At 72.4% G+C, this 24,857-nt stretch carries 26 protein-coding genes; 14 read left to right on the forward strand and 12 right to left on the reverse strand.

Annotated elements, in window-relative coordinates:
• The first annotated feature begins 112 nt into the window (after window positions 1-112).
• Window positions 113-2,638 (forward strand): valine--tRNA ligase, encoded by a 2,526-nt coding sequence (gene valS, locus AL2_RS22060; protein WP_067636416.1) that lies wholly within the window; start codon window positions 113-115, stop codon window positions 2,636-2,638.
• A 27-nt stretch (window positions 2,639-2,665) separates the two neighbouring features.
• Here the strand turns inward: valS and AL2_RS22065 are convergent, their stop codons facing one another.
• The 7 genes from AL2_RS22065 to AL2_RS22090 all read right to left on the reverse strand — a co-directional run bounded on the left by AL2_RS22065 (window position 2,666) and on the right by AL2_RS22090 (window position 7,085).
• A complete protein-coding gene (locus AL2_RS22065; protein WP_067636418.1) occupies window positions 2,666-3,952 on the reverse strand; it encodes a cytochrome P450 in 1,287 nt (428 codons plus the stop codon).
• A gap of 167 nt (window positions 3,953-4,119) precedes the next feature.
• Window positions 4,120-4,674, reverse strand: coding sequence for a hypothetical protein (locus AL2_RS39805; protein WP_083946771.1), 555 nt, complete (start codon window positions 4,672-4,674; stop codon window positions 4,120-4,122).
• An 18-nt stretch (window positions 4,675-4,692) separates the two neighbouring features.
• Window positions 4,693-4,860 (reverse strand): hypothetical protein, encoded by a 168-nt coding sequence (locus tag AL2_RS38125; RefSeq protein ID WP_168444607.1) that lies wholly within the window; start codon window positions 4,858-4,860, stop codon window positions 4,693-4,695.
• A complete protein-coding gene (locus AL2_RS22075) occupies window positions 4,848-5,402 on the reverse strand; it encodes a hypothetical protein (protein WP_067636420.1) in 555 nt (184 codons plus the stop codon). The genes AL2_RS38125 and AL2_RS22075 overlap by 13 nt, the downstream gene beginning before the upstream one ends.
• Window positions 5,399-5,863 (reverse strand): hypothetical protein, encoded by a 465-nt coding sequence (locus tag AL2_RS22080; protein WP_067636423.1) that lies wholly within the window; start codon window positions 5,861-5,863, stop codon window positions 5,399-5,401. Before AL2_RS22080 ends, AL2_RS22075 begins: the two co-directional genes overlap by 4 nt.
• Complete coding sequence (locus AL2_RS37620; RefSeq protein ID WP_067636425.1) at window positions 5,860-6,390, reverse strand: MauE/DoxX family redox-associated membrane protein; 531 nt, start codon at window positions 6,388-6,390, stop codon at window positions 5,860-5,862. Before AL2_RS37620 ends, AL2_RS22080 begins: the two co-directional genes overlap by 4 nt.
• Window positions 6,387-7,085 carry a hypothetical protein gene (locus AL2_RS22090; RefSeq protein ID WP_067636427.1) on the reverse strand — a complete coding sequence of 233 codons (699 nt, stop codon included), beginning with the start codon at window positions 7,083-7,085 and terminating at the stop codon, window positions 6,387-6,389. Before AL2_RS22090 ends, AL2_RS37620 begins: the two co-directional genes overlap by 4 nt.
• A gap of 231 nt (window positions 7,086-7,316) precedes the next feature.
• On the opposite strand from AL2_RS22090, the gene dut reads away from it, so the two are divergent.
• Both dut and AL2_RS22100 read left to right on the forward strand, forming a co-directional pair.
• Window positions 7,317-7,808, forward strand: a complete 492-nt coding sequence (gene dut, locus AL2_RS22095; RefSeq protein ID WP_067636429.1) for a dUTP diphosphatase — start codon at window positions 7,317-7,319, stop codon at window positions 7,806-7,808.
• A gap of 3 nt (window positions 7,809-7,811) precedes the next feature.
• Complete coding sequence (locus AL2_RS22100) at window positions 7,812-8,624, forward strand: DUF3710 domain-containing protein (RefSeq protein WP_067636431.1); 813 nt, start codon at window positions 7,812-7,814, stop codon at window positions 8,622-8,624.
• Window positions 8,625-8,820: 196 nt separating this feature from the next.
• On the opposite strand, the gene AL2_RS22105 is transcribed toward AL2_RS22100, so the two are convergent.
• Window positions 8,821-9,522, reverse strand: coding sequence for a PIG-L deacetylase family protein (locus AL2_RS22105; protein ID WP_067636433.1), 702 nt, complete (start codon window positions 9,520-9,522; stop codon window positions 8,821-8,823).
• Window positions 9,523-9,631: 109 nt separating this feature from the next.
• Window positions 9,632-10,912 carry an ArsB/NhaD family transporter gene (locus tag AL2_RS22110; protein WP_218003689.1) on the reverse strand — a complete coding sequence of 427 codons (1,281 nt, stop codon included), beginning with the start codon at window positions 10,910-10,912 and terminating at the stop codon, window positions 9,632-9,634.
• A 227-nt stretch (window positions 10,913-11,139) separates the two neighbouring features.
• Between AL2_RS22110 and AL2_RS22115 the strand changes: the two genes are divergently transcribed.
• From AL2_RS22115 to AL2_RS22140, 6 genes are all read left to right on the forward strand, one after another.
• Complete coding sequence (locus AL2_RS22115) at window positions 11,140-11,631, forward strand: ABC transporter ATP-binding protein (RefSeq protein WP_083946772.1); 492 nt, start codon at window positions 11,140-11,142, stop codon at window positions 11,629-11,631.
• Entirely contained in the window at window positions 11,628-11,888 is a 261-nt protein-coding gene (locus tag AL2_RS22120; RefSeq protein WP_067636435.1) for a hypothetical protein, read from the forward strand. Before AL2_RS22115 ends, AL2_RS22120 begins: the two co-directional genes overlap by 4 nt.
• Window positions 11,885-12,223, forward strand: a complete 339-nt coding sequence (locus tag AL2_RS22125) for a hypothetical protein (protein ID WP_067636437.1) — start codon at window positions 11,885-11,887, stop codon at window positions 12,221-12,223. The genes AL2_RS22120 and AL2_RS22125 overlap by 4 nt, the downstream gene beginning before the upstream one ends.
• Before the next feature lie 95 nt (window positions 12,224-12,318).
• Window positions 12,319-14,133 carry a murein biosynthesis integral membrane protein MurJ gene (gene murJ / locus AL2_RS22130; RefSeq protein ID WP_245666825.1) on the forward strand — a complete coding sequence of 605 codons (1,815 nt, stop codon included), beginning with the start codon at window positions 12,319-12,321 and terminating at the stop codon, window positions 14,131-14,133.
• 47 nt (window positions 14,134-14,180) lie between these two features.
• Window positions 14,181-14,603, forward strand: a complete 423-nt coding sequence (locus AL2_RS22135; protein WP_067636440.1) for an OB-fold nucleic acid binding domain-containing protein — start codon at window positions 14,181-14,183, stop codon at window positions 14,601-14,603.
• Between the two features lie 46 nt (window positions 14,604-14,649).
• The gene (locus AL2_RS22140; RefSeq protein ID WP_067636441.1) at window positions 14,650-15,327 is read left to right on the forward strand and encodes a DUF3159 domain-containing protein; all 678 of its coding nucleotides are present in this window, start codon (window positions 14,650-14,652) and stop codon (window positions 15,325-15,327) included.
• Window positions 15,328-15,381: 54 nt separating this feature from the next.
• On the opposite strand, the gene AL2_RS22145 is transcribed toward AL2_RS22140, so the two are convergent.
• Together AL2_RS22145 and AL2_RS22150 are read right to left on the reverse strand one after the other, a co-directional pair.
• Window positions 15,382-16,041 (reverse strand): potassium channel family protein, encoded by a 660-nt coding sequence (locus AL2_RS22145; RefSeq protein WP_067636443.1) that lies wholly within the window; start codon window positions 16,039-16,041, stop codon window positions 15,382-15,384.
• Entirely contained in the window at window positions 16,041-16,706 is a 666-nt protein-coding gene (locus AL2_RS22150) for a potassium channel family protein (RefSeq protein ID WP_067636445.1), read from the reverse strand. The genes AL2_RS22145 and AL2_RS22150 overlap by 1 nt, the downstream gene beginning before the upstream one ends.
• A gap of 218 nt (window positions 16,707-16,924) precedes the next feature.
• On the opposite strand from AL2_RS22150, the gene AL2_RS22155 reads away from it, so the two are divergent.
• From AL2_RS22155 to AL2_RS22165, 3 genes are read left to right on the forward strand one after another with little or no spacing between them, the layout of a single operon-like run.
• Window positions 16,925-18,958 carry an APC family permease gene (locus AL2_RS22155; protein ID WP_067636447.1) on the forward strand — a complete coding sequence of 678 codons (2,034 nt, stop codon included), beginning with the start codon at window positions 16,925-16,927 and terminating at the stop codon, window positions 18,956-18,958.
• On the forward strand, window positions 18,951-20,288 hold the full coding sequence (locus AL2_RS22160; RefSeq protein WP_376741311.1) for a class I SAM-dependent RNA methyltransferase: 1,338 nt from the start codon (window positions 18,951-18,953) through the stop codon (window positions 20,286-20,288). The genes AL2_RS22155 and AL2_RS22160 overlap by 8 nt, the downstream gene beginning before the upstream one ends.
• Before the next feature lie 34 nt (window positions 20,289-20,322).
• On the forward strand, window positions 20,323-21,501 hold the full coding sequence (locus AL2_RS22165; protein WP_067636451.1) for a GNAT family N-acetyltransferase: 1,179 nt from the start codon (window positions 20,323-20,325) through the stop codon (window positions 21,499-21,501).
• A gap of 171 nt (window positions 21,502-21,672) precedes the next feature.
• Here AL2_RS22165 and AL2_RS39810 read toward each other — a convergent pair whose 3' ends face one another.
• Complete coding sequence (locus AL2_RS39810; protein WP_067636453.1) at window positions 21,673-22,701, reverse strand: glycoside hydrolase domain-containing protein; 1,029 nt, start codon at window positions 22,699-22,701, stop codon at window positions 21,673-21,675.
• A gap of 435 nt (window positions 22,702-23,136) precedes the next feature.
• Here AL2_RS39810 and AL2_RS22175 point away from each other — a divergent pair, with 435 nt between their 5' ends.
• Both AL2_RS22175 and AL2_RS22180 read left to right on the forward strand, forming a co-directional pair.
• The gene (locus tag AL2_RS22175) at window positions 23,137-23,907 is read left to right on the forward strand and encodes a DUF11 domain-containing protein (RefSeq protein ID WP_067636455.1); all 771 of its coding nucleotides are present in this window, start codon (window positions 23,137-23,139) and stop codon (window positions 23,905-23,907) included.
• Entirely contained in the window at window positions 23,885-24,811 is a 927-nt protein-coding gene (locus tag AL2_RS22180) for an LLM class F420-dependent oxidoreductase (protein ID WP_067636457.1), read from the forward strand. The genes AL2_RS22175 and AL2_RS22180 overlap by 23 nt, the downstream gene beginning before the upstream one ends.
• Window positions 24,812-24,857: the final 46 nt, after the last annotated feature.

Genomic DNA, 24,857 nt, shown 5'->3' on the forward strand with positions numbered 1-24,857 from the left:
TCTGTCGTCTCCGACGCTACCGGAACGGTCCGCCCCCGGCGCCCGCGGTGATCGCCGCGTCGGCACCGGTCAAATGGCGTGCGGCCCGTGCCGGGGTCAATACCATTGGTTCATGACAGAGCAGCCGCGTACTCCGCATGTCCCTCCGAAGCCCTCCCTGGACGGCCTGGAGGAGAAGTGGGTACGCGCCTGGGAGGACGGGGGCGTCTACCGCTTCGACCGCACCCGGCCGCGCGCCGAGGTCTACTCGATCGACACCCCCCCGCCCACCGTGAGCGGGTCCCTCCACGTCGGCCACGTCTTCTCCTATACCCACACCGATACCGTCGCGCGGTTCCACCGCATGCGCGGTCGCGCGGTCTTCTACCCGATGGGCTGGGACGATAACGGCCTTCCGACCGAGCGCCGGGTGCAGAACCATTTCGGTGTCCGGTGCGATCCGTCCCTTCCGTACGACCCGGACTTCGAGCCGCCGGCCAGGCCGGACCCGAAACGCCAGCTGCCGATTTCGCGGCGCAACTTCATCGAGCTGTGCGAACGGCTCACCGAGGTCGACGAGAAGGCCTTCGAGGAGATGTGGCGCCAGGTCGGCCTCTCGGTCGACTGGAACCACCTCTACACGACCATCGGGGACGTCTCCCGGACGGCGTCGCAGCGCGCCTTCCTGCGCAACCTGGCGCGCGGCGAGGCGTACGTCTCCGAGGCGCCGACACTGTGGGACGTCACGTTCCGCACGGCCGTCGCGCAGGCCGAACTGGAGGACCGGGAGCATCCCGGGGCCTTCTACCGGATCCGCTTCCACGGCGACGAGCGCCCCGTCTACATCGAGACGACGCGCCCGGAGCTGCTGCCCGCGTGCGTCGCGCTGGTCGCCCACCCCGACGACGAGCGGTACCGGGAGCTGTTCGGCACGACCGTCCGCACGCCCCTGTTCGGCACCCGGGTGCCGGTCCTCCCGCACCGCCTGGCCGAGCCCGGCAAGGGCTCCGGCATCGCGATGATCTGCACGTTCGGCGACGTCACGGACGTCATCTGGTGGCGCGAGCTGAACCTGCCCACCCGCGCGATCATCGACTGGGACGGCCGCCTCGCCGCCGGCCCGCCCGCGGGCGTCGCCGCGGAGCCGTACGCGGAGCTGGCGGGCCAGACGGTCTTCTCCGCCAAGGAGCGCGTCGTCGAACTGCTCCGCGAGTCCGGCGACCTGGACGGCGAGCCGCGCAAGATCAGCCGGCCGGTGAAGTTCTACGAGAAGGGCAGCAAGCCCCTGGAGATCGTCACGACCCGGCAGTGGTACATCCGCAACGGCGGCCGCGACGAGGGCGTCCGCGCGGAGCTGCTCGCCCGCGGCCGCGAGCTGGAGTGGCACCCCGGCTACATGCGCGCACGCTACGAGAACTGGGTCGAGGGCCTGAACGGCGACTGGCTGATCTCCCGGCAGCGGTTCTTCGGCGTGCCGATCCCCGTCTGGTACCCGCTGGACGACGCCGGGGAACCGCGCCACGACGCGCCGATCGTCCCGGCCGAGGACGCGCTGCCGGTCGACCCGTCGTCCGACGTCCCGCCGGGCTTCACCGAGGAGCAGCGCGGCAAGCCGGGCGGCTTCGCCGGCGACCCCGACGTGATGGACACCTGGGCGACGTCGTCGCTGACCCCGCAGATCGCGGGCGGCTGGGAGCGCGACGCCGACCTGTTCGGCCGCGTCTTCCCCTACGACCTGCGGCCCCAGGCGCACGACATCATCCGGACGTGGCTGTTCTCCACGGTCGTCCGGGCGCATCTGGAGCACGGCTCGCTGCCGTGGCGGGGCACCGCGCTGTCCGGCTGGATCCTCGACCCGGACCGCAAGAAGATGTCGAAGTCCAAGGGCAACGTCGTCACGCCGATCGACCTGCTGCGCGAGTACGGCTCCGACGCCGTCCGCTACTGGGCGGCCAGCGGCCGCCCCGGCACCGACACCGCGTTCGACACCGGCCAGATCAAGGTCGGCCGCCGCCTCGCCATCAAGATCCTCAACGCCTCCAAGTTCGTCCTCGGTCTCGGGGAGGTCGAGGCCGGCGCCTCGGTGACGGAGCCGCTGGACCGGGCGATGCTGGCGACCCTCTCCGGTGTCGTCCAGGAGGCGACGCAGGCGTTCGAGGGCTACGACTACACGCGGGCGCTGGAGCGCACCGAGCGGTTCTTCTGGGAGTTCTGCGACGACTACCTGGAACTGGTGAAGGCCCGCGCCTACGGGGACGGCCCGGAGGCGCAGTCGGCGCGGGCCGCGCTGCGCTCGGCGCTGTCGGTGCTGCTGCGCCTGTTCGCGCCCGTCCTGCCGTTCGTGACCGAAGAGGTCTGGTCGTGGTGGCGGCACGGGTCGGTGCACGCGGCGTCGTGGCCGGCGGCCGCCGAGCTGTCGGCGGGCGGCGACCCGGCCGTCCTCGCCGCGACGGGCGAGGCGCTCCGCCAGGTCCGCAAGGCGAAGTCGGAGGCGAAGGCGTCGATGCGCGCCGATGTGGCCCGCGCCGTCGTCCGCGGCGCGGAGGTGATGCACATCGCGCGGCCGGATCTGGCCGCGGCCGGGCGCATCGCCGACCTCACGCTGGAGGCCGCGCCCGCCGACCTGTCCGTCGAGGTCGTGCTGGCGCCCGCCACCTGACCCCCGTGGCGCCTGCCCCTGCTCAGATCAGAACGTGCAGGGCAGGTGCTTGATGCCGTTGATGAAGCTGGAGAAGAGGCGGTCGGGCTCCCCGGTGGCGCGGATGTCCGGCACGCGGGTGAACAGCTCGCGGAACATCACGGTGATCTCGCGGCGGGCCAGGTTCGCGCCGAGGCAGAAGTGCGGGCCGGGGCCGCCGAATCCGACGTGCGGGTTGGGCGAGCGGGTGATGTCGAAGACGTCGGGGTTCTCGAAGACCGTCTCGTCCCGGTTGGCGGAGTTGTAGAACAGCAGGACCTTGTCGCCCGCGCGGTACTGGTGGCCGTTCATCACGTGGTCGCGCGTCAGCGTCCGGCGGAACTGGATGACGGGCGTCGCCATCCGGACGATCTCCTCGACGGCGCCCGGCATGCGCGCGTCGAAGTCCTCCATCAGCAGGGCGCGCTGCTCGGGGTTGTCGGTGAACAGCTTGAGGCCGTGCGACATCGCGTTGCGGGTCGTCTCGTTCCCGGCCACCACGAGCAGGATGAAGAAGGAGCCGATCTCCTGGTCGGTCAGCCGCTCGCCGTCCACCTCGGCGGAGATCAGCGCCGACACCAGGTCGTCGCCCGGGTGCCGGCGGCGCCGCCGGGCGAGCTTCATCGCCAGGTGGTTCAACTCGTACCCGGCGACCATCACCTTGAGCAGCCCGTACAGCGCGCCGAGGCGGGTGATGCCGTCGCGGGTGTAGTCCTTGCCGCCGCTGTACTCGGGATCGCCGAGCCCCAGGATGATGTTCGTCCGCTCGTACACCATCGGGCGGACGGGCTCGGGGATGCCCATCATGTCGCAGATGACCTGGAGGGGAAGCCGTGCGGCGACATCGGTGACGAAGTCCGCCGACCCCTTCGCGATCAGGTCGTCCACGATCCGGGTCGCGGCGGACTGGAGGTCGGTCTCCATCTTCTCCAGGATGCGCGGGGTGAACGCCCGCGACACGATCTTGCGGATCTTGGCGTGCCGCGGGTCGTCCATGTTGATCATCGAGCCGAAGTACCGCGCCAGGTACCCGGGCAGGTCGGCGATGCTGTTCGAGCACGGCTCGCTGCTGAAGATCTGCGGTGTGCGGCTGGCCTCGACGACGTCGGCGTGCCTGGCCAGCGCGTAGAAGCCGGGGCCCTGCTTGACGAACGGCAGCTTCAGCTCCTGGAAGAACGCCGGATGCTCGCGCCGCCGCAGCCCGGCGAACTCGGCCAGCCGCCGTTCCTGCGGCAGGGCCCAGAAGGCCAGATCCGACACGCTCAGCTTGCCGGCGTCCGGCACCGTCGTCGTCACTGCGCACCGTCCTCGCGTCCAGAATCTGGTTCGGTTTACATCGAACCGAGATACCGGGCGCGCCGTCAAGGGGAATCAGCCGGCCGCCGCCATCCGCCGCTGCAGCACGGCCCGCTCCACCGCCGCCCACGCACCGGACGTCACCAGGTACAACCCCGCCGGAGGCGTCACAGAAGAAGGAGCGCGAGGGCGGAAAGGGAGGCGATGGCCGTGGTGGTCTTCGTCAGGGGCATCCGGGCGGCTATCGCGGCGTCCCGGTGGTGGTCGCGGGCCAGGTAGGTGAGGGCGGCGCTCAGGGCGCGGCCCAGGCCGAACGCCGCGCCCGTGAGGAGGACGGTCAGCAGGTTCTCGTGGACGAAGAGGAGAGCCAGCGCCAGGACATAGGGGGCCGTGGCGGGAACGTAGGTGCGGACGCCGGTGCCCAGTTCGAAGCCGAATTGGAGGGTGCCCCGGCGCAGGCGGGTCTGGAGGACGTCCGGGGGGATCTGGCGGGCGTTCTGCGGGAGGGGGAGGCGGATCAGGCCGAGTTCGCGGGCTGCGCCCACGGCGGCGACCGCCAGGACCGCCCAGGTGTGGGCCGCCGGCGGGAGCGGCGCGGAGAGGCCGGACAGCAGCCACACCACCGCGGCGCTGAGGGTGCCTCCCAGCAGGAGCCCGGAGGTGAAGACGGCCAGGACCTCGCCCTGCCGTACGGGAGCTCGCCAACCTGGCGAGAACAGCACGGACTCGCTGTTACGCGTTCAAACGCTGCCCGACAGCGAGAAGCCGGCGAGGGCCCCGATCGACGCCCAGCACAGGACGGCGGCGTCCAGGGCGGCGGCCGAGACCGCGAGGAGGACCAGGGCCGCGACGGGCAGGAGGGGATCGGTGAGGCCCCGCCGCAGCCGCCCGGCCGTCAGTTCTTGCACGCCATCGCTTTACGGCAGATCGTCTTGTACCAGTTGCCCTTCTTGGACTTCTTCCAGCCGTCGTGGCAGCGCCAGGTGACGCCCTTCTTGCAGCTGCCGCAGCTCTTGGTGTAGGCCCAGAGCCATCCGTCGTAGCCGCCGCCGTAGCACTGGTTGGGGCGCAGCTTGTACCGGCCGGGGTCGGAGACGCCCGACTTGTGGAAGCCCTTGTACTTGCCGCTCGTCCGGCAGCACCAGCTGCACACGTAGCTCGGCCCGCAGCCGGGGGAGCAGTTGTGGTCGGCCGCGTACGAGGGGCAGCGCGGATAGATGTCGTAGTAGCCGACCAGCTGGAACCCGGACGAGAGCGCCTCCCGGGCGGGCGGGAACACGCCGAGCGCCTTCAGCCCGGCGGTGGCGCCCGCCGCGGCCAGGCCGGTCAGGACACTGCGCCGGACGGGCCGGAACCTCCGCTCGTCCGCCGGGACGGGACGCCGCCGGACCCGCCGGGCCCCGGCGGGGCGCGGCCCGCGCAGCGGCGGGATGTCGTCCAGTTCGATCATTGGACCGCCTCCGGGGTCAGCTCATGGAGGGCTTCGGGCGAGCCCACGGGCTGCGCGGCCCGCACCCGCCCGTCCGTGCCGACGAGCACGGCGAACGGGGTGGCGGGGACGCGGTAGTCGGCGAACAGGCCGTCCTGCTCGCCGGTCAGCACGGTCACGCCGGCGGGCGACCCGTCCTCCGGCGGCGGGCCCGCGAAGATCGCGTGCAGCGGCCGGTCCAGCGCGCCCGCGGCGGCCAGCACGTCGGTGCAGACGCCGCAGTCCCGGTCCAGGAAGAGCAGCAGGCCCGGGCCGAGCCGGTCGAAGGCGGGCGCGGGCGTGCCCGGCGCGAGGCCGAGCCCGGCCGTGCGGGGCGCCCCCTGGCCGAGCGCGTGCACCTGCCGGACCAGACCGGCGACCACCAGGGCGAGCAGCAGGATCGCGACCCACGACAGCAGCAGTGCGCTGTTCTGGAAGCTCATCCGGCCGTCCTCCTCTCCGTGAGCAGTGCGCGGGGGAGCGTCCAGAGGAGCACCGCGAACCCCAGCCCCGCCACGCTGGCGATGAACATCTCGTATGCGGTCGAACCGGCCGGAAGGCCGTGCAGCGCGCCGGTGAGGGCGAGCAGGGCGAGCGCGGCGGCCCGTCCGGCGACCCAGCCGGTCATCGGCGTGCCGTCGCCCGCGCACCCGCACGGGACGCCCTTCCGGGTGCGGGACACGTACGTCCCGTAGACCGCGTAGACGCCGAGGAGGACGGCCGCCGCGCCGGACGCCGCCCGCATGGGGCCGTCCAGCCAGAGCAGCAGCGCCGCCGCGCCGGCCGCGCCGGTCAGCGCCTCGGCGACGATCACCGAGGCCGCCAGGGCGGTGGCGAGCCCGCGCGGGAACACCCGCTGCGCCCGCAGCGCGGCGGCCAGCGCGCGGGGGTGCCTGACCTGCCCGGTCACCGAGGCGAGCAATACCAGCGGGACCGCGACCGCGGCGATCCCGGCGAGCAGCCCGGTCACCGGACCGCCTCGACCGCCAGCCCGGCGAGCCGCCGCGGGACCTCGCGCACCCGGTCCTCCTCCGGCAGGACGGTCACCAGCAGCGATCTGAGCGCCAGCAGGAAGTAGGGGCCCTGGCCCTCCACGGTGTCCTGGAACAGCTCGCCGCCGGCGACCGGCGCGCCGCGCCACGACGGCAGCCGCTTGCGCGTCTGCGTGTTCAGCGCGGTGATCTCCAGGAGCCCGAGGCCCGGGACCTCCTTGACCATCTCGGCCGGCTCGGGGCGGCGGGCCCGGCCGCGCGGGACGGCGGTGATCCCGTCCTCGTGCTCGGTCAGCCGGACGGTGTCGAAGAACGCCACGGCGTCCGCCGGCCGCCCGTGGTAGAGATGCGTGAACACCGCGTGCCGGCGCCCCTCCCACACGGCGGCGAGGACGGGGTCGCTCAGCCCGGTGTCCCGGTCGCGGGTCGCCGTCCGGCCCACCCGCAGCCGCCCGCCCTGGATGCGGAACTCCTGCTCGAAGCGCTCGACGCCGATGTCCTCGGCCCAGCCGAGCGCGTCCGCGCGGGTGCCGCTGGAGATCTCGTGCAGCCGCCCGCGGTCGGCGATCCGCGCGACCGACGTGCACGGGCGCCCGAGATCGTGGGCGCCGGTGAGCCGGACCCGCACCCCGTCCAGCGACCGGTGGGTGACCTTGCGCTCAGGTGCTCCCATACCGTCCCCTTCCTGCTGGGATGGAATGTCCCACAGCAGCACCGCAGGTAACAGAGGCGACAGTACGCATAATCCGATTCTTCAGGGCCAAACCTTCCGGAAGTGGTCACGTCCGGGAACGGGTAGGGTCAACTGCCGGACTCGCGCGGCGGCGTTTCGGCTGCGGCCGGGCACGGCGCCGTGGGTAGGGTCGTGTGGTTCTCCGGCAGGTAAGCGTCGAGGTGGAGTCCCGTGAGCAAGGTCGATGTGCTGATCCAGCGGCTGGATCCGGAGCTGCCCCTGCCCGCGTACGCGCACCCGGGCGACGCGGGCGCCGATCTGGTCGCCGCCGTGGACGTCGAACTGCCGCCGGGGGAGCGCGCCGTCGTCCCGACCGGGGTCGCGATCGCGCTGCCGGACGGCTACGCGGCTTTCATTCACCCCAGGTCCGGATTGGGCGCTAGGTTGGGAGTGACCATAGTCAACGCACCCGGTACGGTCGACGCCGGCTATCGGGGTGAGATCAAGGTGACCCTGCTGAACACCGACCCCCGCGCCACGGTGACGCTGCGGCGCGGAGACCGCATTGCGCAGATGGTCGTGCAGCGGGTGGAGCGCGCGGTGTTCCACGAGGTCGCCGACCTTCCCGGAGCGGCGCGCGGAACCGACGGATTCGGCTCCACGGGCGGGTTCGGCGCCGTGCGCGTAGCCGGGGACAATGAGCACAGTCGAGAAGGAGTGTGAGTCGTGGCTTTTGGACGTCGCCGGCAGGCCGAGGAGCCCGAGAAGGGCGCCGAGGTCACCGAGGAGCCGGCGGAGAACGCCGAGGAGGCTCCCGCCAAGGCGGAGTCGGCCGAAGGCGGCCCGTGGGACTCCGAGGACTCCTTCCCCGAGATGCAGCGGCTCGACTTCGGGTCCCTGCAGGTGCCCGTCGCCCCGGGGCTGGGTTTCCAGGTGAACTTCGAGGCCACCCAGGTGGACGAGGAGGGCAACCCGCTCGACGGGCGGCCCGTCGCCGTGCTGGTGCAGTACGAGGAGAGCGCCATGCAGCTCCAGGTGTTCGCCGCGCCGAAGCGCAGCGGCATCTGGGACGACGTGCGCCGTGAGACCGCCAAGGACATCACGGAGGAGGCGCAGGGCCAGACCCAGGAGGGCGAGGGCCCGTTCGGTCCCGAACTGCTGGCGATGGTCCCGGCGGCGCTGACCGAGGAGGTCCTCGCGGAGATGCCGCAGGAGGTCCGCGAGCAGATCCCGGCCGAGTTCGTCGAGCAGGGCTGGGCGCCGCAGATCATCCGCTTCCTCGGCGTGGACGGCCCCCGCTGGTTCCTCCAGGCCGTGGTGCAGGGCGCCGCGATCGAGGACGAGGAGCAGTGGCAGGTCCTGGAGGACGTGCTGCGCGGCGTGGTCGTGGTGCGCGGCGACGCCCCGATGCCGCCGCGCGACCTGCTGGAGCTGCAGATCCCCAAGGAGTTCAGCGAGGCCGGGCAGGACGACGAGGAGGGGGCCGAGGAGACCTTCGACCCGTTCGAGCGCGGTCCCGAGATCACCGAGGTCCGCTAGCGGACCGCCCGGCCCGCCCGTGCCGCACGCCTTTTCGGACGTGCGGCCGGGCGGGTTTCGTCTTCCGGCGCCCCGCCCGGCCCCTTGCCTTGACCGCCCTGCGGGTGGTCAATCGGGACATGTCGAAGAAGACGCGCAAACGCCGTGCCCGGAAGCGCAGCAAGCACAACAAGGGCAAGCGCCCCAACGCCCGCCGCTAGCTGTCGATCATCTCGAACGTCATCGCGTGCCGGACGCCGACGGCCTGCCCGGCCGGCTCCGCCATGCCGGTGAGGAACTCCGCCGCGTCGAAGTCCGCCCCGAGGTTCGTGAAGTAGGCGCGGTGGGCGCGCAGGGAGGCGATCCCGGCCTGCAGGTGGCCGGTGACGTCCACGTAGTGCGCGGCCTGCGGTGATCCGCCGAACAGCGCGAACCGGACGCCTTGCCACGGTTCGAGGTCGAGGTCGCGGAACACCCACCGGTTGGCGGCGTCCCTGATCGCGTCCGCGACGGCCAGCCCGAGCACCCGGTGGTCGGCCATGTTGAACCCGCCGCCGGGGAAGGTCTCCCGGAAGTTGACCGACAGCACCACCTCGGGGCGGTGCCACCGGATCGCGCCCGCGAGCGCGCGCCGCAGCGGCAGCCCGTACTCCAGCATCCCGTCGGGCATGTCCAGGAACTCGACGGTGTCGACGCCGACGAGCCGTGCCGCCTCCACCTGCTCTGCGCTGCGGATCCGGCGGACGTCGTCGGGGTCCATCGCGTCGATCCCGGCCTCGCCGCGGGTGGCGAGCACCTCCGTCACCGCCTTGCCCTGCGCGGTCCACTTGGCGATCGCCGTCGAGCACCCGTATTCCAGGTCGTCCGGGTGCGCCACGATCGCCAGGGCCCGCTCCCAGTTCTCCGGTACCGCTTCCATGTCTTCATCCTGGCCGATGGCCGGCCGGTACGGAGGCTCACCGCCACGGCCGTATCGGGCGCAACGGCATGCACGCGGCGCTGCGGCGGCGTGACATGCCCAGGTAGGGCTACAGGTAGCGGAACCAGAGGTACGGCGTGGAGAGTGCGACCGTGACCAGGGTGACGACCAGGCCGTAGCGGGTGAAGCGCCAGAAGCTGATGGGGGTGCCGTTGCGGGCGGCGATGCCGAGCACGACGACGTTGGCGCTGGCGCCGATGGCGGTGGCGTTGCCGCCGAGGTCGGCGCCGAGGGCGAGCGCCCACCACAGGACGTGCCCCTGGCCGCCCGGGTGCTGCTGGACGAGGTCGGCGACGATCGGGCTCATCGTCGCGACATAGGGGATGTTGTCCACGATCGCCGACAGCACGGCGGACGCCCACAGCAGCAGCATCGTGGCGCCGCCGAGGCGGCCCTCGGTGGCGTCGGCGGCGGCCTTGGAGATGTCGCCGATGACGCCGGTCTCGACGAGCCCGCCGACCATCACGAACAGGCCGGCGAAGAACACCAGCGTGGGCCATTCGACCTCGCTGAGCGCCTCCTCGGTGGTCACCTTGGTCGCGGCGACCAGCAGCCCGGCGCCGAGCAGCGCGACCACGGACGGCTCGTAGTGCAGGACGGGGTGCAGCACGAACGCCGCGATGACGACGGCGAGGACGCCGAGGCCCTGCGCGAGCAGCCGCCGGTCGGTGATGGCCTCCCGTTCCTCCAGCTCCATGACCTCGGCGGCGAGGTCGGGGTCGTAGCGGAACGCCGAGCGGAACAGCCAGCGGCAGAGCAGGCAGAACACGACGATCAGCACCACGATCAGCGGGGCCAGGTTGACGAGGAAGTCGTTGAACGACAGCCCGCCCCGGCTGGCGATGATGATGTTGGGCGGGTCGCCGACGAGGGTCGCGGTTCCGCCGATGTTGGACGCCATCACCTCGGCGATCAGGTACGGCTCGGGCGCCAGCGCGAGCCGCTCGCAGACGAGGAACGTGACGGGCACGATCAGCAGGACGGTGGTGACGTTGTCCAGCAGTGCGGACGCCACCGCCGTCAGCACGATCAGCATCACCATGAGGCGGTAGGGACGTCCCCGCGCGCGCTTGGCGGCCCAGATCGCCACGTACTCGAACACGCCGGTACGGCGCAGCACCGAGACGATGACCATCATCCCGAGCAGCAGGAAGATGACGTTCCAGTCGATGCCGGAGTCGGCGGAGAAGAAGGCGCCCTCGGAGTCGGTGATGTGCAGCAGCAGCATCAGGCCGGCGCCGCCGAGCGCCACCGCCGTCCGGTGCACCTTCTCCGACGCGATCATCACGTACGCGATGACGAAGATGACGATCGCGACGGTGGCCTGCACGGAACCTCCTGGTCGGCATGCGGATGACGGGACCTGCCGACCAGACTTCCCGGCGCACCGGGGGCGACTCTAGTCCGCTCCAGGGTCCTGGCGAAGCGCGGCCCCCGGCGATGGTGGGGTTTTGCCTACCCCGACCGGCGTGCTGGACCCATCCTCGGCCGCGTCCGCCGTCCGTAATTTCGTTCCCGAGGCGCCCCGCGAGGGGGCGCCGGGCGGAGGTGAGGACGATGTTCGGACGAGAGCGGACCGCTCCGGCGGCCCAGGCGCCCGGTGAGGCGCTCCGGCTTGAGGGCGTGCGCAAGGTCTACGGCGCCGAAGGGAACCGGGTGGCGGCCCTCGACGGGGTGTCGCTGTCGCTGCCGGCCGGGTCGTTCACGGCGGTGATGGGCCCGTCCGGGTCGGGCAAGAGCACGCTGCTGCAGTGCGCGGCGGGCCTGGACCGTCCGACCGGGGGCCGGGTCTTCGTGGACGGCGCCGAACTGACGGACGGCGGCGAGGCCGCGCTGACCAGGTTCCGCAGGCAGCGGATCGGTTTCATCTTCCAGCAGTTCAATCTGCTCCCCACGCTGGACGTCATGCAGAACACGGTGCTGCCGCTGAAGCTCGCGGGACGCAAGGTCGACAAGGCGCGGGCACGGGCCGTCCTGGAGCGGGTGGGCCTCGGCGACCGGCTCGACCACCTGCCGGCGGAGCTGTCCGGCGGCCAGCGGAATCGATGACGGCCGCCGCCACCGACGACACGGGGCTCGGCGGGAAGCGGATCGTGTTCGCGGTCCTGTTCCTCCTGCTCGCCGTGAGCGAGGCGGTCCTCACGATCACGGCGATGGACGGCAAGGGCAGCGACGCGATGGCGACGTCCGGGCAGGCCGACATCTTCGCCGCGATCGGGCTGGCGCTGCTGGCACCGGCGATCATGCGGCGGGTGACGGCCCTCGCCGCCGGACGGGTGCGCTGGCGTCCGCGGTCACGCCGGTGATCCTGTTCGTCGGGACGGCTGTCGGCACGCTGTTCCTGCAGGCCACCGAGAACGCGGCGATGGACGCGGCCGGCCTCGCCAAGACCGCCGAGCAGAAGAGCATCGAGACGCTCAACTTCGTGGTCATCGGCATGGTGGTCCTGTTCACCGCGATCATGCTGGTCAACACGATCGTCCCGTTCGGCCTCGCCCGGCGCGGGTCCGCCGTCCCGGGCGGCGACGTCCGGATCTACCTCGCGGTCGCCGCCCTCGCCGCCGTGCTGACCGGCGCGACGGCCTACGGGGCGGCCCGCCGCACGATCCGCGTCCCGGCCGTGGAGGCCGCCCTCCGCTGACGGCGGCCGCTCGCGCGCGTCCCCGGAACCGGCCGTCCGGCTGAGGACGGGGACCCGCGCCTGCGGGCATACTGGCGCCTCCGGGGGTGGTGCCGATGGACGAGCCCGGCAAGCGGCGGATCCTCATGCCGGGGGTCATCGACGAGGCGGAGCGCGCGGAGCCGCCCGGCGAGCCGGAGACCGGCCTCGTCCCCGTCCGCGACCCCGGCGACGTCGGCGATCCCGGCACCGCCGACCGGCAGGGCCCGGAGGGCGACGAGATCGGCGGCGCCGCCCAGGCCGCCCCGCCGGGCGTCGCGCACTCCAGCGCCGTCATGGCGATCGGGACGGTCTTCGCCCGGCTGACCGGCTTCCTGCGCACCGTCGTCATCGGCGCCGCGCTCGGCACCGCGCTGCTCGGCGACGCCTACCAGGCCGCCGAGATGATCCCCTACACCGTGTACGAGCTGCTGCTCGGCGGGCTGCTCGCCAGTGTCTTCGTCCCGTTCCTGGTGAAACGCCGGATGCGGGACGCCGACGGGGGAGCGGCGACCGAGCAGCGGCTGCTCAGCGTCGTCCTGCTCGCCCTCGCCGTGCTGACCGTGCTCGCGGTGCTGGCCGCCGACCAGCTGATCTCCCTTTACGCGGGCGGCTACTCCGGGCGGCAGCGCGAGGTCGCGGTACTGCTCACCCGGCTGCTGCTGGCCCAGATCTTCTTCATCGGCGTCAGCGGCCTCGCGAGCACGCTGCTGAACGTCCGGCAGCGGTTCGGCGCGCCGATGTGGGCGCCGGTCGTGAACAACCTCATCACGATGGGCGCCGGGCTGCTGTTCCTGTGGATCGCGGGGCGCGGGCAGACCACCGAGACCGTCACCGACGGGCAGCTCACCATCCTCGGCGTGGGGTCGGCACTCGGGACGGTCGCGCAGAGCGCCGTCCTCGCGTGGATGCTCCGCTCCGCCGGGTTCCGCTGGCGGCCGCGCCTCGACCTGCGCGGGTCCGGCCTCCGCGAAGCCGCCCGCACCGCGACGTGGATGCTGCTCTACATCGTCGTCGCGCAGATCGGCGTCCTCGTCACCGCGAACGTGGCGACGCGCGCCGGCGACCGGGCCGCCGCCGCGGCGGGCCGCCCGGTGCCCGGCAGCGGCCTCGCCGTCTACAAGTTCGCCCTCGTCGTGTTCCAGCTCCCGTACGCGATCATCGCGGTCTCGGTCATCACGGCGCTGCTGCCCCGGATGAGCGCGCACGTCGCGGACGGGCGGCGCGACCTCGTCCGGGACGACTTCTCGCGGGGCCTGCGCCTCGCCGCCGCGCTCCTCGTCCCGCTGTGGCTCGGCATGCTGGTGTTCGCGATCCCCGGCTCGGTCACGTTCTTCGCCTACGGCAGCCTCACCCCGGACGGGGCGCGCCGCATCGGCGTGGTCCTCATGGTCTTCGCCGTGCTGGTGCTGCCGTTCACCCTCCACCAGCTGCTGATGCGCGTCTTCTACGCGCTCGGCGACACCCGCACGCCCGGCCTGATCGCGGTGCCCGCCGGGATCGCGCAGGCGGGGGCGGCGTTCGCGCTGCTCGCGTTCGTCCCGGCGCGGCAGGTCGTGATCGGCCTGCCCGCCGCGTACGGGCTGTTCTACCTCGTGGGCGCCGCCGGAGCCGGGCTCGTCCTGCGCAGGCGGCTCGGCGGCCTGGACGGGCGCCGCATCCTGCGCGCCCTCGTCCGCCTGCACCTGGCCGCCCTGCCCGCGCTGGCGTTCGCGGCGGCGGCCGTCTGGGCGTCCGGCCGCCTGCCCGGCGACCGCCTCCCGGCGCTGCTCGCCGTCGCCGTCGGCGGCCTCGGCGGCGGCGCCCTCTACCTCGTCGCGGCCGGCCGGATGGGCGTCCCGGAGATCGGCTACTTCACCGCGATGGCGAGGGCGCGCCTCCGCCGTTCCTGACCGGCCGAGGGGGTCGATTCGGGTGGGGATGTCATACGCTTCGAGGTATGGACGAGGTTTCGGCCCGCACGTCGCCCCGGACGGGATCGGAGGCCCGCGAGCACGGCAGGCGCGGCCTGCGGCGCTTCCTGCGGCGCATGACGGCCGGCAACGCCGAGCTCGAGGCCGAGGAACTGCAGAAGACCACCGGTGACGAGGGTGCGACGCCGATCTGCGACTGCACCGCGCGCGAGCGCCACTGCGTGGCGGGTACGCTACGTACCGTGACCCTGCGGCCGCGGGGCGGCGCGCCCGCGCTGGAGGCCGAGCTCTACGACGGCACCGACGTGGTCAGCCTGGTCTGGCTCGGCCGCCGGAAGATCGCCGGCATCGACCCCGGGCGCCGGCTGCGCGCCGAGGGGCTGGTCAGCGTGCAGGACGGGCGAAAGGTCATGTTCAATCCCCGATACGAGCTGCGCGGCGGCTCGTGAAGCGTGGTGGCGGCGTGAACGAGACGACGGCGAGCGGGATGGCGGCGTGAGCGAGACGACAGCGGGTACCGGGCGGGAGACCGCCGCGCACGACACCGTCGAGGCGGCCGTCCGCGCCCAGCTCACCAAGGCGCTCGGCGGCGTCCGCGGCATGCTGGAGGCCGCCGTCCCCACGATCGCCTTCACCGGTACCTACGTCGCGATCGACGACGTCAAGCTCGCCGTCGCGGCCGGGATCGGCGCGGCGGTGGTGCTGCTGGCCGTCCGGATCGTGCACCGCTCCAACCCGCAGTTCGTGCTGAACAGCCTCGTCGGCATCGCGATCGCCGCGTTCTTCGCGCTGCGCTCCGGCAAGGCCGAGAACGCCTTCCTGCCCGGCATCATGCTCAACGCCGGCTACGGCGCCGCGATGATCTTCTCGATCGTGGTGCGCTGGCCGGTCGTCGGCTTCATCATCGGCTCGGTCACCGGCGACCCGACCGCGTGGCGCGCCGACCGCGGCATCGTGAAGCTGTGCTCACGGCTCACCTGGCTGCTGGTGCTGCCCTGCGTGGTGCGCGTCGCCGTGCAGTACCCGATCTACCTCGCGGACGGCGACCAGAGCGGCCTGCTCGGCACCGCCAAGATCGTGATGGGCTGGCCGCTGCAGGTCGCCGCGCTGGCCGCGATGGTGTGGCTGCTCGCCCGCGGCCGCACCCCCATCCAGCGCGAGGAACCCGCCTGACCGGCGGGTCCCCCCGGCTCGCCGCCCGCCGTCAGCTCATCGCCCGCCGTCAGCTCATCGCCCGCCGAGCAGCGCGGCGAGCTCGTCCTCCACGTCCTGGCTGGCCACGAACATCAACTCGTCGCCCGGTTCGAGGGTGTCGTCGGACGAGGGCACCAGCACCCGCCCCTCCCGCAGGATCGCCACGAGGGCGGTGTCGCGCGGCCAGTCCACCGACCCGACCCGCTGCCCGCCGAGCGGCGCGTCCTCGGGCAGCGTCAGCTCCACCAGGTTCGCCTCGCCCTGCCGGAACGTCATCAGCCGGACGAGGTCGCCGACGCTGACCGCCTCCTCCACCAGCGCGGACAGCAGCCGCGGCGTGGACACGGCCACGTCCACGCCCCACGACTCGTTGAACAGCCACTCGTTGTTCGGGTGGTTGATCCGCGCCACGACGCGCGGCACCCCGTACTCGGTCTTGGCCAGCAGCGACACCACCAGGTTGACCTTGTCGTCACCGGACGAGGCGACCACGACCTGGCAGCGCTCCAGCGCCGCGTCGTCCAGCGCGGAGATCTCGCACGCGTCCGCGAGCAGCCATTCGGCGCGCGGCACCATCTCGACCTTGATGGCCTTCGGGCTCTTGTCGATCAGGAGCACCTCGTGCCCGTTCTCCAGCAGCTCCTGGGCGATGGAGCGGCCCACCGCGCCGGCCCCCGCGATCGCGACCCGCATCAGGCGTCCTCCCCGTTCCGTGCCGCGACGGCGGCGTTGACGCGCTCCAGGTCGTCGGCGCTCGCCATGACGTGCACGATGTCGCCGTCCTGGATCACCGAGTCCCGCTCGGGGACGAGGGCCTCGCCCATCCGCGACAGGAACGCGACGCGGGTGCTCGCGTGCTCCTCCAGCGCGCCGACCTTCTCGCCGACCCACAGGTGCCCGGCGTCCAGTTCGGCGAGGACGACCGCGCCGGTCGGGTCGCGCCACAGCGGCTCCGCGCCCTCCGGCAGCAGCCGGCGCAGGATCTGGTCGGCCGTCCACCGGACGGTCGCGACCGTGGGGATGCCGAGCCGCTGGTAGACCTCCGCGCGGCGCGGGTCGTAGATCCGGGCGACAACGTTGTCGACGCCGAACGTCTCGCGCGCCACCCGGGCGGAGATGATGTTGGAGTTGTCGCCGCTGCTGACCGCCACGAACGCCGACGCGCGCTCGATGCCCGCCTCGGCGATCACCTCGCGGTCGAACCCGAACCCGGTGATGCGGCGGCCCCGGAACCCGCTGCGCAGCCGGCGGAACGCCTCCGGGCTCTGGTCGATGATGGCCACCGAATGGCCCTTGTCCTCCAGGATGTGGGCGAGCGTCGAGCCGACCCGCCCGCATCCCATGATCACGATATGCACGGCCGTTCCCTCTTCCGTCAGGGGACGCTCCCCCTGTACCCCCGCGCCGGTGCACGGCATCCGTCGCTGCGCCGCCGACGCCGTGCCGCACCCGAGGCCCGTTCTCCGTCAATGATCCTGCCGGGCTGCAAACCTACACATCCCCCCAGGCGAGTACTACCCGGCCGGACGGCGGGGCCCGGAAACACCGTCCCCGCCGACGGTTAGGCTCTCTATCCGTGTCAAAGGTTCCGGACCTCACGAAGAGGCTCCTCCTCGGCCGTGCGCTGAGCAGCTCCCAGCAGCACGAGCAGCTGCTGAAGAAACGGATCGCGCTGCCGGTCTTCGCCAGCGACGCGCTGTCCTCGGTGGCGTACGCGCCACAGGAGATCCTGCTCGCGCTCGGCGCGGGCGGCCTCGTCATGTACAACTACACCCCCTGGGTGGCGGCCGCCGTGGTGGTGATCCTGCTCACCGTGGTCGCCTCCTACCGGCAGAACGTCCGGGCCTACCAGAGCGGCGGCGGCGACTTCGAGGTCGCCACCACCAACCTCGGCGACAACTGGGGCGTCGTCGTCGCGAGCGCGCTGCTCGTCGACTACGTGCTCACCGTCGCGGTGTCGGTGTCGTCCGGCGTGGAGAACCTCGGCGCGCTGCTGAAGTTCATGCAGCCGCACGAGGTCGCCGTGGCGATCTGCATCGTCGTGCTGCTCACCCTCGGCAACCTGCGCGGCCTCAAGGAGGCCGGAGTCGCCTTCGCGATCCCCACCTACCTGTTCATGTTCGCGGTCCTCAGCATGCTGGCGTGGGGCCTGATCCGGCTGGTCTCCGGCACCGACCTGGAGGCCGAGACCGCAAACTACGAGGTCCGCGGCGACGAGATGGGCGTCGCCGGGTTCGCGCTCGTCTTCCTGCTGCTGCGGGCGTTCTCGTCCGGCTGCGCCGCGCTGACCGGGGTCGAGGCGATCAGCAACGGCGTGCCCGCGTTCCGCAAGCCCAAGGGCGAGAACGCCGCCAAGACACTGCTGGCGCTCGGGCTCGTCGCGATGACCATGTTCGGGGGCGTGACGGCGTTCGCCCACATCACCGACGCCAAGTTCGCCGAACCCGACCAGGGCAGCCACCTCGTCGACCCCGCCACCGGCAAGGCCGTCACCGACGCCGACCCGGTGATCGCGCAGGTCGCGCACACCGTGTTCAGCAACTTCACCCCCGGTTTCGCGCTCGTCACCGCGATGACCGCGCTGATCCTGTTCCTCGCCGCGAACACCGCGTTCAACGGGTTCCCGGTGCTCGGCTCGGTGCTCGCGCAGAACCGCTACCTGCCGCGCCAGCTGCACACCCGCGGCGACCGGCTCGCCTACAGCAACGGCATCATCATCCTCGCCACCATGGCCGGGCTGCTGATCTACGCCTACGACGCGTCCGTCAGCCGGCTGATCCCGCTCTACACCGTCGGCGTGTTCGTGTCGTTCACCGTCAGCCAGGTCGGCATGGTCCGGCACTGGAACCGGCTGCTCGCCACCGAGGAGGACGCGGCGCAGCGCCGCCGGATGAAGTCGTCCCGCGGCATCAACGCGTTCGGCGCCACCCTCACCGGCATCGTCCTCGTCGTCGTGCTGATCACGAAGTTCGCGCTCGGCGCCTACATCGTGTGCATCGCGATGCCGCTGCTGTTCCTGCTGATGAAGGCCATCCGCAAGCACTACGACCGGGTCGCCGCGGAGCTGGTGCCGTCCGGCGAGGACGTGGCCCTGCCCGCCCGCAACCACGGCATCGTGCTCGTCTCCAAGATCCACAAGCCGACGCTGCGGGCGCTCGCCTACGCCCGCGCCACCCGTCCGTCCACGCTGGAGGCGGTGACCGTCGCGGTGGACGCCGAGGAGTCGCGGCGGCTCCAGGAGGAGTGGGACGCCCTGGACATCCCCGTCCCGCTGAAGATCCTCGACTCGCCGTACCGGGAGATCACCCGGCCCGTCCTCGCCTACGTCAAGAGCGTCCGCCGCCGCAGCCCCCGCGACGTGGTCACCGTGTTCATCCCCGAGTACGTCGTCGGCCACTGGTGGGAGCAGCTGCTGCACAACCAGAGCGCGCTGCGGCTGAAGGGCCGGCTGCTGTTCCAGCCGGGCGTCATGGTGACGAGCGTCGCGTGGCAGCTCCAGTCGTCGGACCGGCTGAAGGGACGGGTCGAGCCGCCCGGCCCCGGCGCGTCGCGGCGCCCGCCGCGGCCCGGGGCACGCCCCGGTGCCGGTAATGTTTCGGATCGTGACTGAACTCGAACCCGACGTCCTCGAACTGGAGGTCGGCAACGTCGCCAACGGCGGTTTCTGCGTCGCCCGGCACGAGGGCCGCGTGGTCTTCGTCCGCCACGCCCTGCCCGGCGAACGGGTGAGAGCCCGCGTCACCGACCGGACCAAGAGCTTCCTGCGCGCCGACGCCGTCGAGATCATCGAGGCGTCCCCGGACCGCGTGGAGCCGCCCTGCCCGTTCGCCGGGCCCGGCCGCTGCGGCGGCTGCGACTGGCAGCACGCCTCCCTGCCCGCCCAGCGGGCCCTCAAGGCGGCCGTGGTGGAGGAGCAGCTCCAGCGCCTCGCCGGCATCACCCGCTCGGTCACGGTCGAGGAGGTCCCGTACCCGGTCGACTCGGAGGTGGCGCCGCCGCCCGGCCTCGGCTGGCGCACCCGCGTGCAGTTCTCCGTGGCGTCCGGCGCCGTCGGGCTGCGCAGGCACCGCTCGCACGACGTCGAGCCCATCGACGAATGCCTGATCGCCCATCCGGGCGTCGAGCTGATGGGCATCGAGCGCAAGCGCTGGCCGGGCGCGACCGGTGTCGAGGGCATCGTCTCGGCCACCACCGGCGACCGCCTCGTCGTGCTGCGCGGCCGCGACCGGCGCAAGATCCGGGTGCCGCGGCTGGACGTCCCGGTCCGCCTCGTCCGGGGCAAGCCCGAACCCGGCGCCTCCCTCCCGTACGTCCGCGAGGAGGTCTCCGGGCGGCTGTACCAGGTGAGCGGCAGCGGCTTCTGGCAGGTCCACCCGGGCGCCGCGCAGCTCCTCGCCGACGCCGTCGTGGACGCCCTCGAACCGAAGCCCGGCGACATCGCCGTCGACCTGTACTGCGGCGTCGGCCTGTTCGCGGGCGTCCTCGCCGACCGCATCGGCCCGGACGGCCTCGTCGTCGGCATCGAGTCGGACGGGCAGGCCGTCCGCGACGCCCGGCACAACCTGCGCGGCCTGCCGAACGTGTCGATCGAGCGCGGCCCCGTCGAGACGGTCATCGCCGACCTGGAGTTCGGCCGCGCGTCCGGCGGCTCCCGCACGCAGAACAAGCGCGGCGGCGGCCACCACCGGGGCGAGCGCGTCCGCCGCGCCGACCTGGTCGTCCTCGACCCGCCCCGCACCGGCGCGGGCCGCGACGTCGTCGAGCACATCACCCGGCTCGCCGGCCGCAAGATCGCCTACGTGTCCTGCGACCCGGCGACCCTGGCCCGCGACCTCTCCTACTTCAGCGAGCGGGGCTGGACCCTGGAGACCCTCCGCGCCTTCGACGCCTTCCCGATGACGCAGCACGTGGAGTGCCTGGCGACCCTGGTCCGCGGTTGAAAACCGGTTGCGGTCCCGGCATACCGTAGATCTCATGATCGAGATCAGGGACGTGCCGGAGTCCGACGCCGACCGCATGGTCGACTTCGCCGGCATGGTGTTCCACGCCCGCATCGACGACCGCGAACGGCACTCCTGGGTACCGCGCCGCGCCGAGCGCCGCGGCGCCTACGACGGCGACGACCTGGTGGGCCAGCTCGCCGTCCTCCCGATGCGCTTCGCCGTCCCCGGCGCGTTCCTCGACTGCTCGGCGGTCACCCTGGCCGGCGTGCTGCCGACCCACCGGCGCCGGGGCGTCCTCACGTCCCTGATCGACCGCATGCACGCCGACGCCATCGCCGCCGACCGCCCGATCGCCGCGCTGTGGGCGTCCCAGGGGGCCATCTACGGCCGCTACGGCTTCGGCCTGGCGACCCGCGCGATGGGCGTGGAGGTCGACACGTCCCGCCCGCTGGACCTCCGCACCACACCGGACGACAGGCCCCTCCGCCTGGTCGACACCGCCTCCGCCCCCGAAATACTCGACCCCATCCACAAGCGCGGCCTCGCCGCCCGCCCGGGCGGCCTGGTCCGCGATCCCGAATGGTGGACGCGCGCCATCCTCCGCTCGGTCGACGAGGAGGCCACCGGCTACACCGCGCCGCGCGTGGTCGTCCACCCCGCCGGTTACGCCGTCTACCGCGCGAGCGAGAGCAAGACCATCAGGGTCGTCGACCTCGTGGCCGAAACTCCCCAGGCCGAAGCCGCCCTGTGGCGTTTCCTGGCGTCGATCGACCTGACGTCCCGCGTCCACGCCCCCAGCCGTCCCGTGGACGACCTGCTCCCGCACATGGTCACCGACCCCGACCAGGTCACGATCAGGGAGAACTACGGCGCCCTCTGGCTCCGCCTGATCAACGTCCCGGCCGCCCTCCGCGCCCGCTCCGGGGCCACCGAGGACACCTTCGTCCTGGACATCGAGGACGCCCGCATCCCCGCCAACTCAGGCCGCTGGCGCCTCACCACGGGCACCACCCCGGCATGCGTTCCGACGACCGATTCTCCCGATCTGGCCATGACCGCAGCCGACCTGGCCGCCATCTATCTCGGCGGCGGCAGCCCGGTCGCGCTGACACGCATCGGCGCGGTGACCGAACACACCCCGGGCGCCGCCGCTCGCCTGGCCGCCTCCTTGGCCGTCCCGCTGGCCCCCTACATCAACGACGACTTCTGAGGAGCGGTGTGTCGAGGAGGGCCCGACCTTGCGAGCACCGGACGGCCAGGACCGAGGCTCGGCCGAGCGATGAGCCGGCCGAACGAGATCAGCCGGATATGTCGCGGGAGTTGTAGCCCCGCAGGTGCGGCGGACGATCGGACGGGGACAGGGGCCTCGGCCGTTGACCGGTCACCGCCAGAAGAAGACCTTCGCGCTGCCGTCCGTGACGGTCGCCGGGGAATCGCCGTGCTGGACGAGCTGGAAGCGCACCCGGTGCCCGGAGCGGACGGTGTCGGCGGAGAGGGCGTACACGAGGTTGGTCGTGGCGCCCACCGAGAGGAAGTCCTGGATGGGGCCCACCTCGTACTTGCTGGTGTCCGCGATCTCGACCTCGATGGCGCGGGCCTGGATGAGGGTGCCGGCGGGGACGCCGGTGACGGTCGCGGCGACGGTGAGGCTGTAGCGGGCGGAGCCGGTCATGAGGCTGGGCCCGCCCGGGTTGTTGTGCTGGTGCTCGGAGTCGGAGTACTCGTGGTCCCAGGAGACGTTCGTCCACTTGCCCGGTGAAAGCTGCTGCTCGGTGTCAGTTCCGACGGACACGTAGTCGGGCATGTCGTCTTCTCCCTCGGGCGAGACGCCGACGCGCCACTGCCCGTAGTCGCTCTTCACGGCGCGGTCGTAGTCGACGCCGACGCCGTTGATGGTGTGGTCGTTGGAGTACTGCTGGAGTTGCGCGCGGGCGTCCCAGCGGCCGCCGGACCAGGCGTACGTCTGCCAGCCGTAGGTGATCTTCCCGGCCTCGAACGCGCGGTGGACGGGGCCGTAGCCGCCGTAGAGGCCGACTCGGTCGCGGCCGAGGACGCCGGCGGCGCCGTCCAGGTAGGCGTTGATCTCGTCCTGCTGGGAGGCGGTGGCGTCCCAGTCGGCGGCGAAGTAGACGGGGCGGTCGTCCGGCATGCCGCAGGCGGCGGCCTGGGCGGCGGCGGCCCTGGCGTCGGCCGCGCCGGCGGAGCGTCCGGCCAGCGGGCGCTGCGGGGTGGATTCCCAGACGACCACCAGCCAGATGCCCGCGTCGGACAGGTCGTCGGCCTCCGCGCGGGTCAGGTTCTTGCCGGTCGTGTCGTGCGACAGGTACCGGCACGCGAACTTCACCCTGGCTCGCTTCAACGCGGCGGCGCCGGGGCGTCCCCACGCGTAGTCGACGCCGAAGACGGCCATGACAACTCCACGGGTCGGGGGGTCGGTATTGGCTGATTCAACAGCGTTCTCCCTTTACACCGCAGCAAGTTGGACATGTTCGCCGCTCAGTGATGCCACCCGCGACGACACGCCGCCAGGGCGCTAGGCGGCCGGTTCGGGGGTCGCTAGAACGGAGTGTCCGCAAGGAATCCGCAGGCCACGGGGGGTCTCAACATGGTCCGGACATGGAAAGGGCGCGGCCTGGCACTGCTCGCCGCCGCACCGCTGCTGGGGGCCGCGCCGGCAACGGCCTACGCCGACGGTCCCGGCCCGACCACGCACAAGAGCGACAAAGGGAGCGTCTCCAAACCGGCTCCCAGACCCAGAACGCACGCCAAGCCAAAGGTGCACGTCAAGCCGAAGGCGCATGCGCAGTCCAAGGGGCATGTGCGGCCCAAGGGGGTCGTGTTGCGTATGGAGAGTCCCGGGCAGGCCGTCGTTCCCGGGCGCATCTACGAGTGGACGTTCACGGTGACCGCCAAGGGACCGAAGAGTTCCGGCCAGGCGGTGTTCAGGACGACGTTGCCGAAATCGCTGGCGTTCGTGTCCGGTGAGAGGGACTGCAGGCCCGCCGGACAGAGGGTCGTGTGCCACCTCGGCACTGTCAGGAGGGGGCGGAAGGCCGTCGGCGTCGTCAGGGCGAAGGTGTCCCGGCTTGCCGAGCCCGGCGAGACGATCAGCCCGCGTGGGACGGTGACGTGGGGAAAGGCGCATGTCACCCGCCGGTTCCCGGCCGTGCGGGTCGCGCGGACCGCCGACCTGGCGCTGACGAAGACGGCTCCGGCGACGGCGCGGAAGGGCGCGAAGATCCCGTACACGCTGCGGGTCCGCAACCTCGGCCCGGCCACGGCCGGGAACGTGACCGTCGAGTCGGGCGGGCCGATCGAGGTCGTCGGACGGGACACCGCGTGCGTCCCGACGGGGCGCGTCTACCGGTGCGCGGTCGGATCGCTCCGGGCCGGCGAGTCGCGGGCGCTGCACCTCGAGGCCGTGCCGCGCGAGGACGTCCGGGCCGGGACGGTCCTGGAGTCGTCCTGGACGGCGGTCTCGCCGGTCACCGACACCGACGAGGCGAACAACCGCGCCGTGGTCCGCACGAAGATCACCGAGCGGCGCCGACCCGGTGGCGCGACCCGGGCCGGAGGCGTACGAGGATGGAGCCATGCGTCTTCGGATCTTCACTGAGCCCCAGCAGGGGGCGAGCTACGACACACAACTGGCGGTCGCCAAGGCGGCCGAGGACCTCGGCTTCGACGCGTTCTTCCGCTCCGACCACTTCGTCAAGATGGGCGACGTCACCGGTGAGCCGGGCCCGACCGACTCCTGGATCACGCTGGGCGCGCTGGCCCGGGAGACCAGCCGGATCAGGCTCGGCACGCTGGTGACGGCGGCGACGTTCCGGCACCCGGGGCCGCTGGCCATCGCGGTCGCGCAGGTCGACCAGATGAGCGGCGGACGCGTCGACCTCGGTCTCGGGACGGGCTGGTTCGACCAGGAGCACACCGCCTACGGCATCCCGTTCCCGAGCCTCGGGGAGCGGTTCGAGCGGCTGGAGGAGCAGCTCGAAATCCTCGCCGGGCTGTGGGGGACGCCCGCCGGGGAGACGTACTCGTTCAGCGGCGACCACTACACGCTGGCCGAGTCGCCCGCGCTGCCCAAGCCCGTCCAGGCGGGCGGCCCGCCGATCATCATCGGCGGGTTCGGGGCGAAGCGGACGCCGCGGCTCGCGGTCCGCTACGCCGACGAGTACAACGTCCCGTTCCACCAGGTGGACGAGACCGGTGCGGCGTTCGGCCGGGTCCGCGCGGCGTCCGCGGAGGCGGGCCGGGCGAAGCCGCTGGTGTACTCCGCCGCCCAGGTCGTCTGCTGCGGCCGGGATGAGGCCGAGGTGCGGCGCCGCGCCGACGCCATCGGGCGAGAGGTGCCGGAGTTGCGCGACAACGGCCTGGCGGGGACGCCCGGCGAGCTCGTCGACAAGATCGGCAAGTTCGGCGAGCTGGGCGCGGAGTGCATCTACCTGCAGGTCCTCGACATGCACGACCTCGACCACCTGGAACTGCTGGCGTCGGAGGTCCTCAGCAAGGTTTGACAGGCGGGAAGGCCCGCGGCGGGCGAGCCTGCCGCGGGCCTTCCCG

Source organism: Actinomadura latina NBRC 106108 (genome assembly GCF_001552195.1).
Taxonomy (GTDB): Bacteria; Actinomycetota; Actinomycetes; order Streptosporangiales; family Streptosporangiaceae; genus Spirillospora; species Spirillospora latina.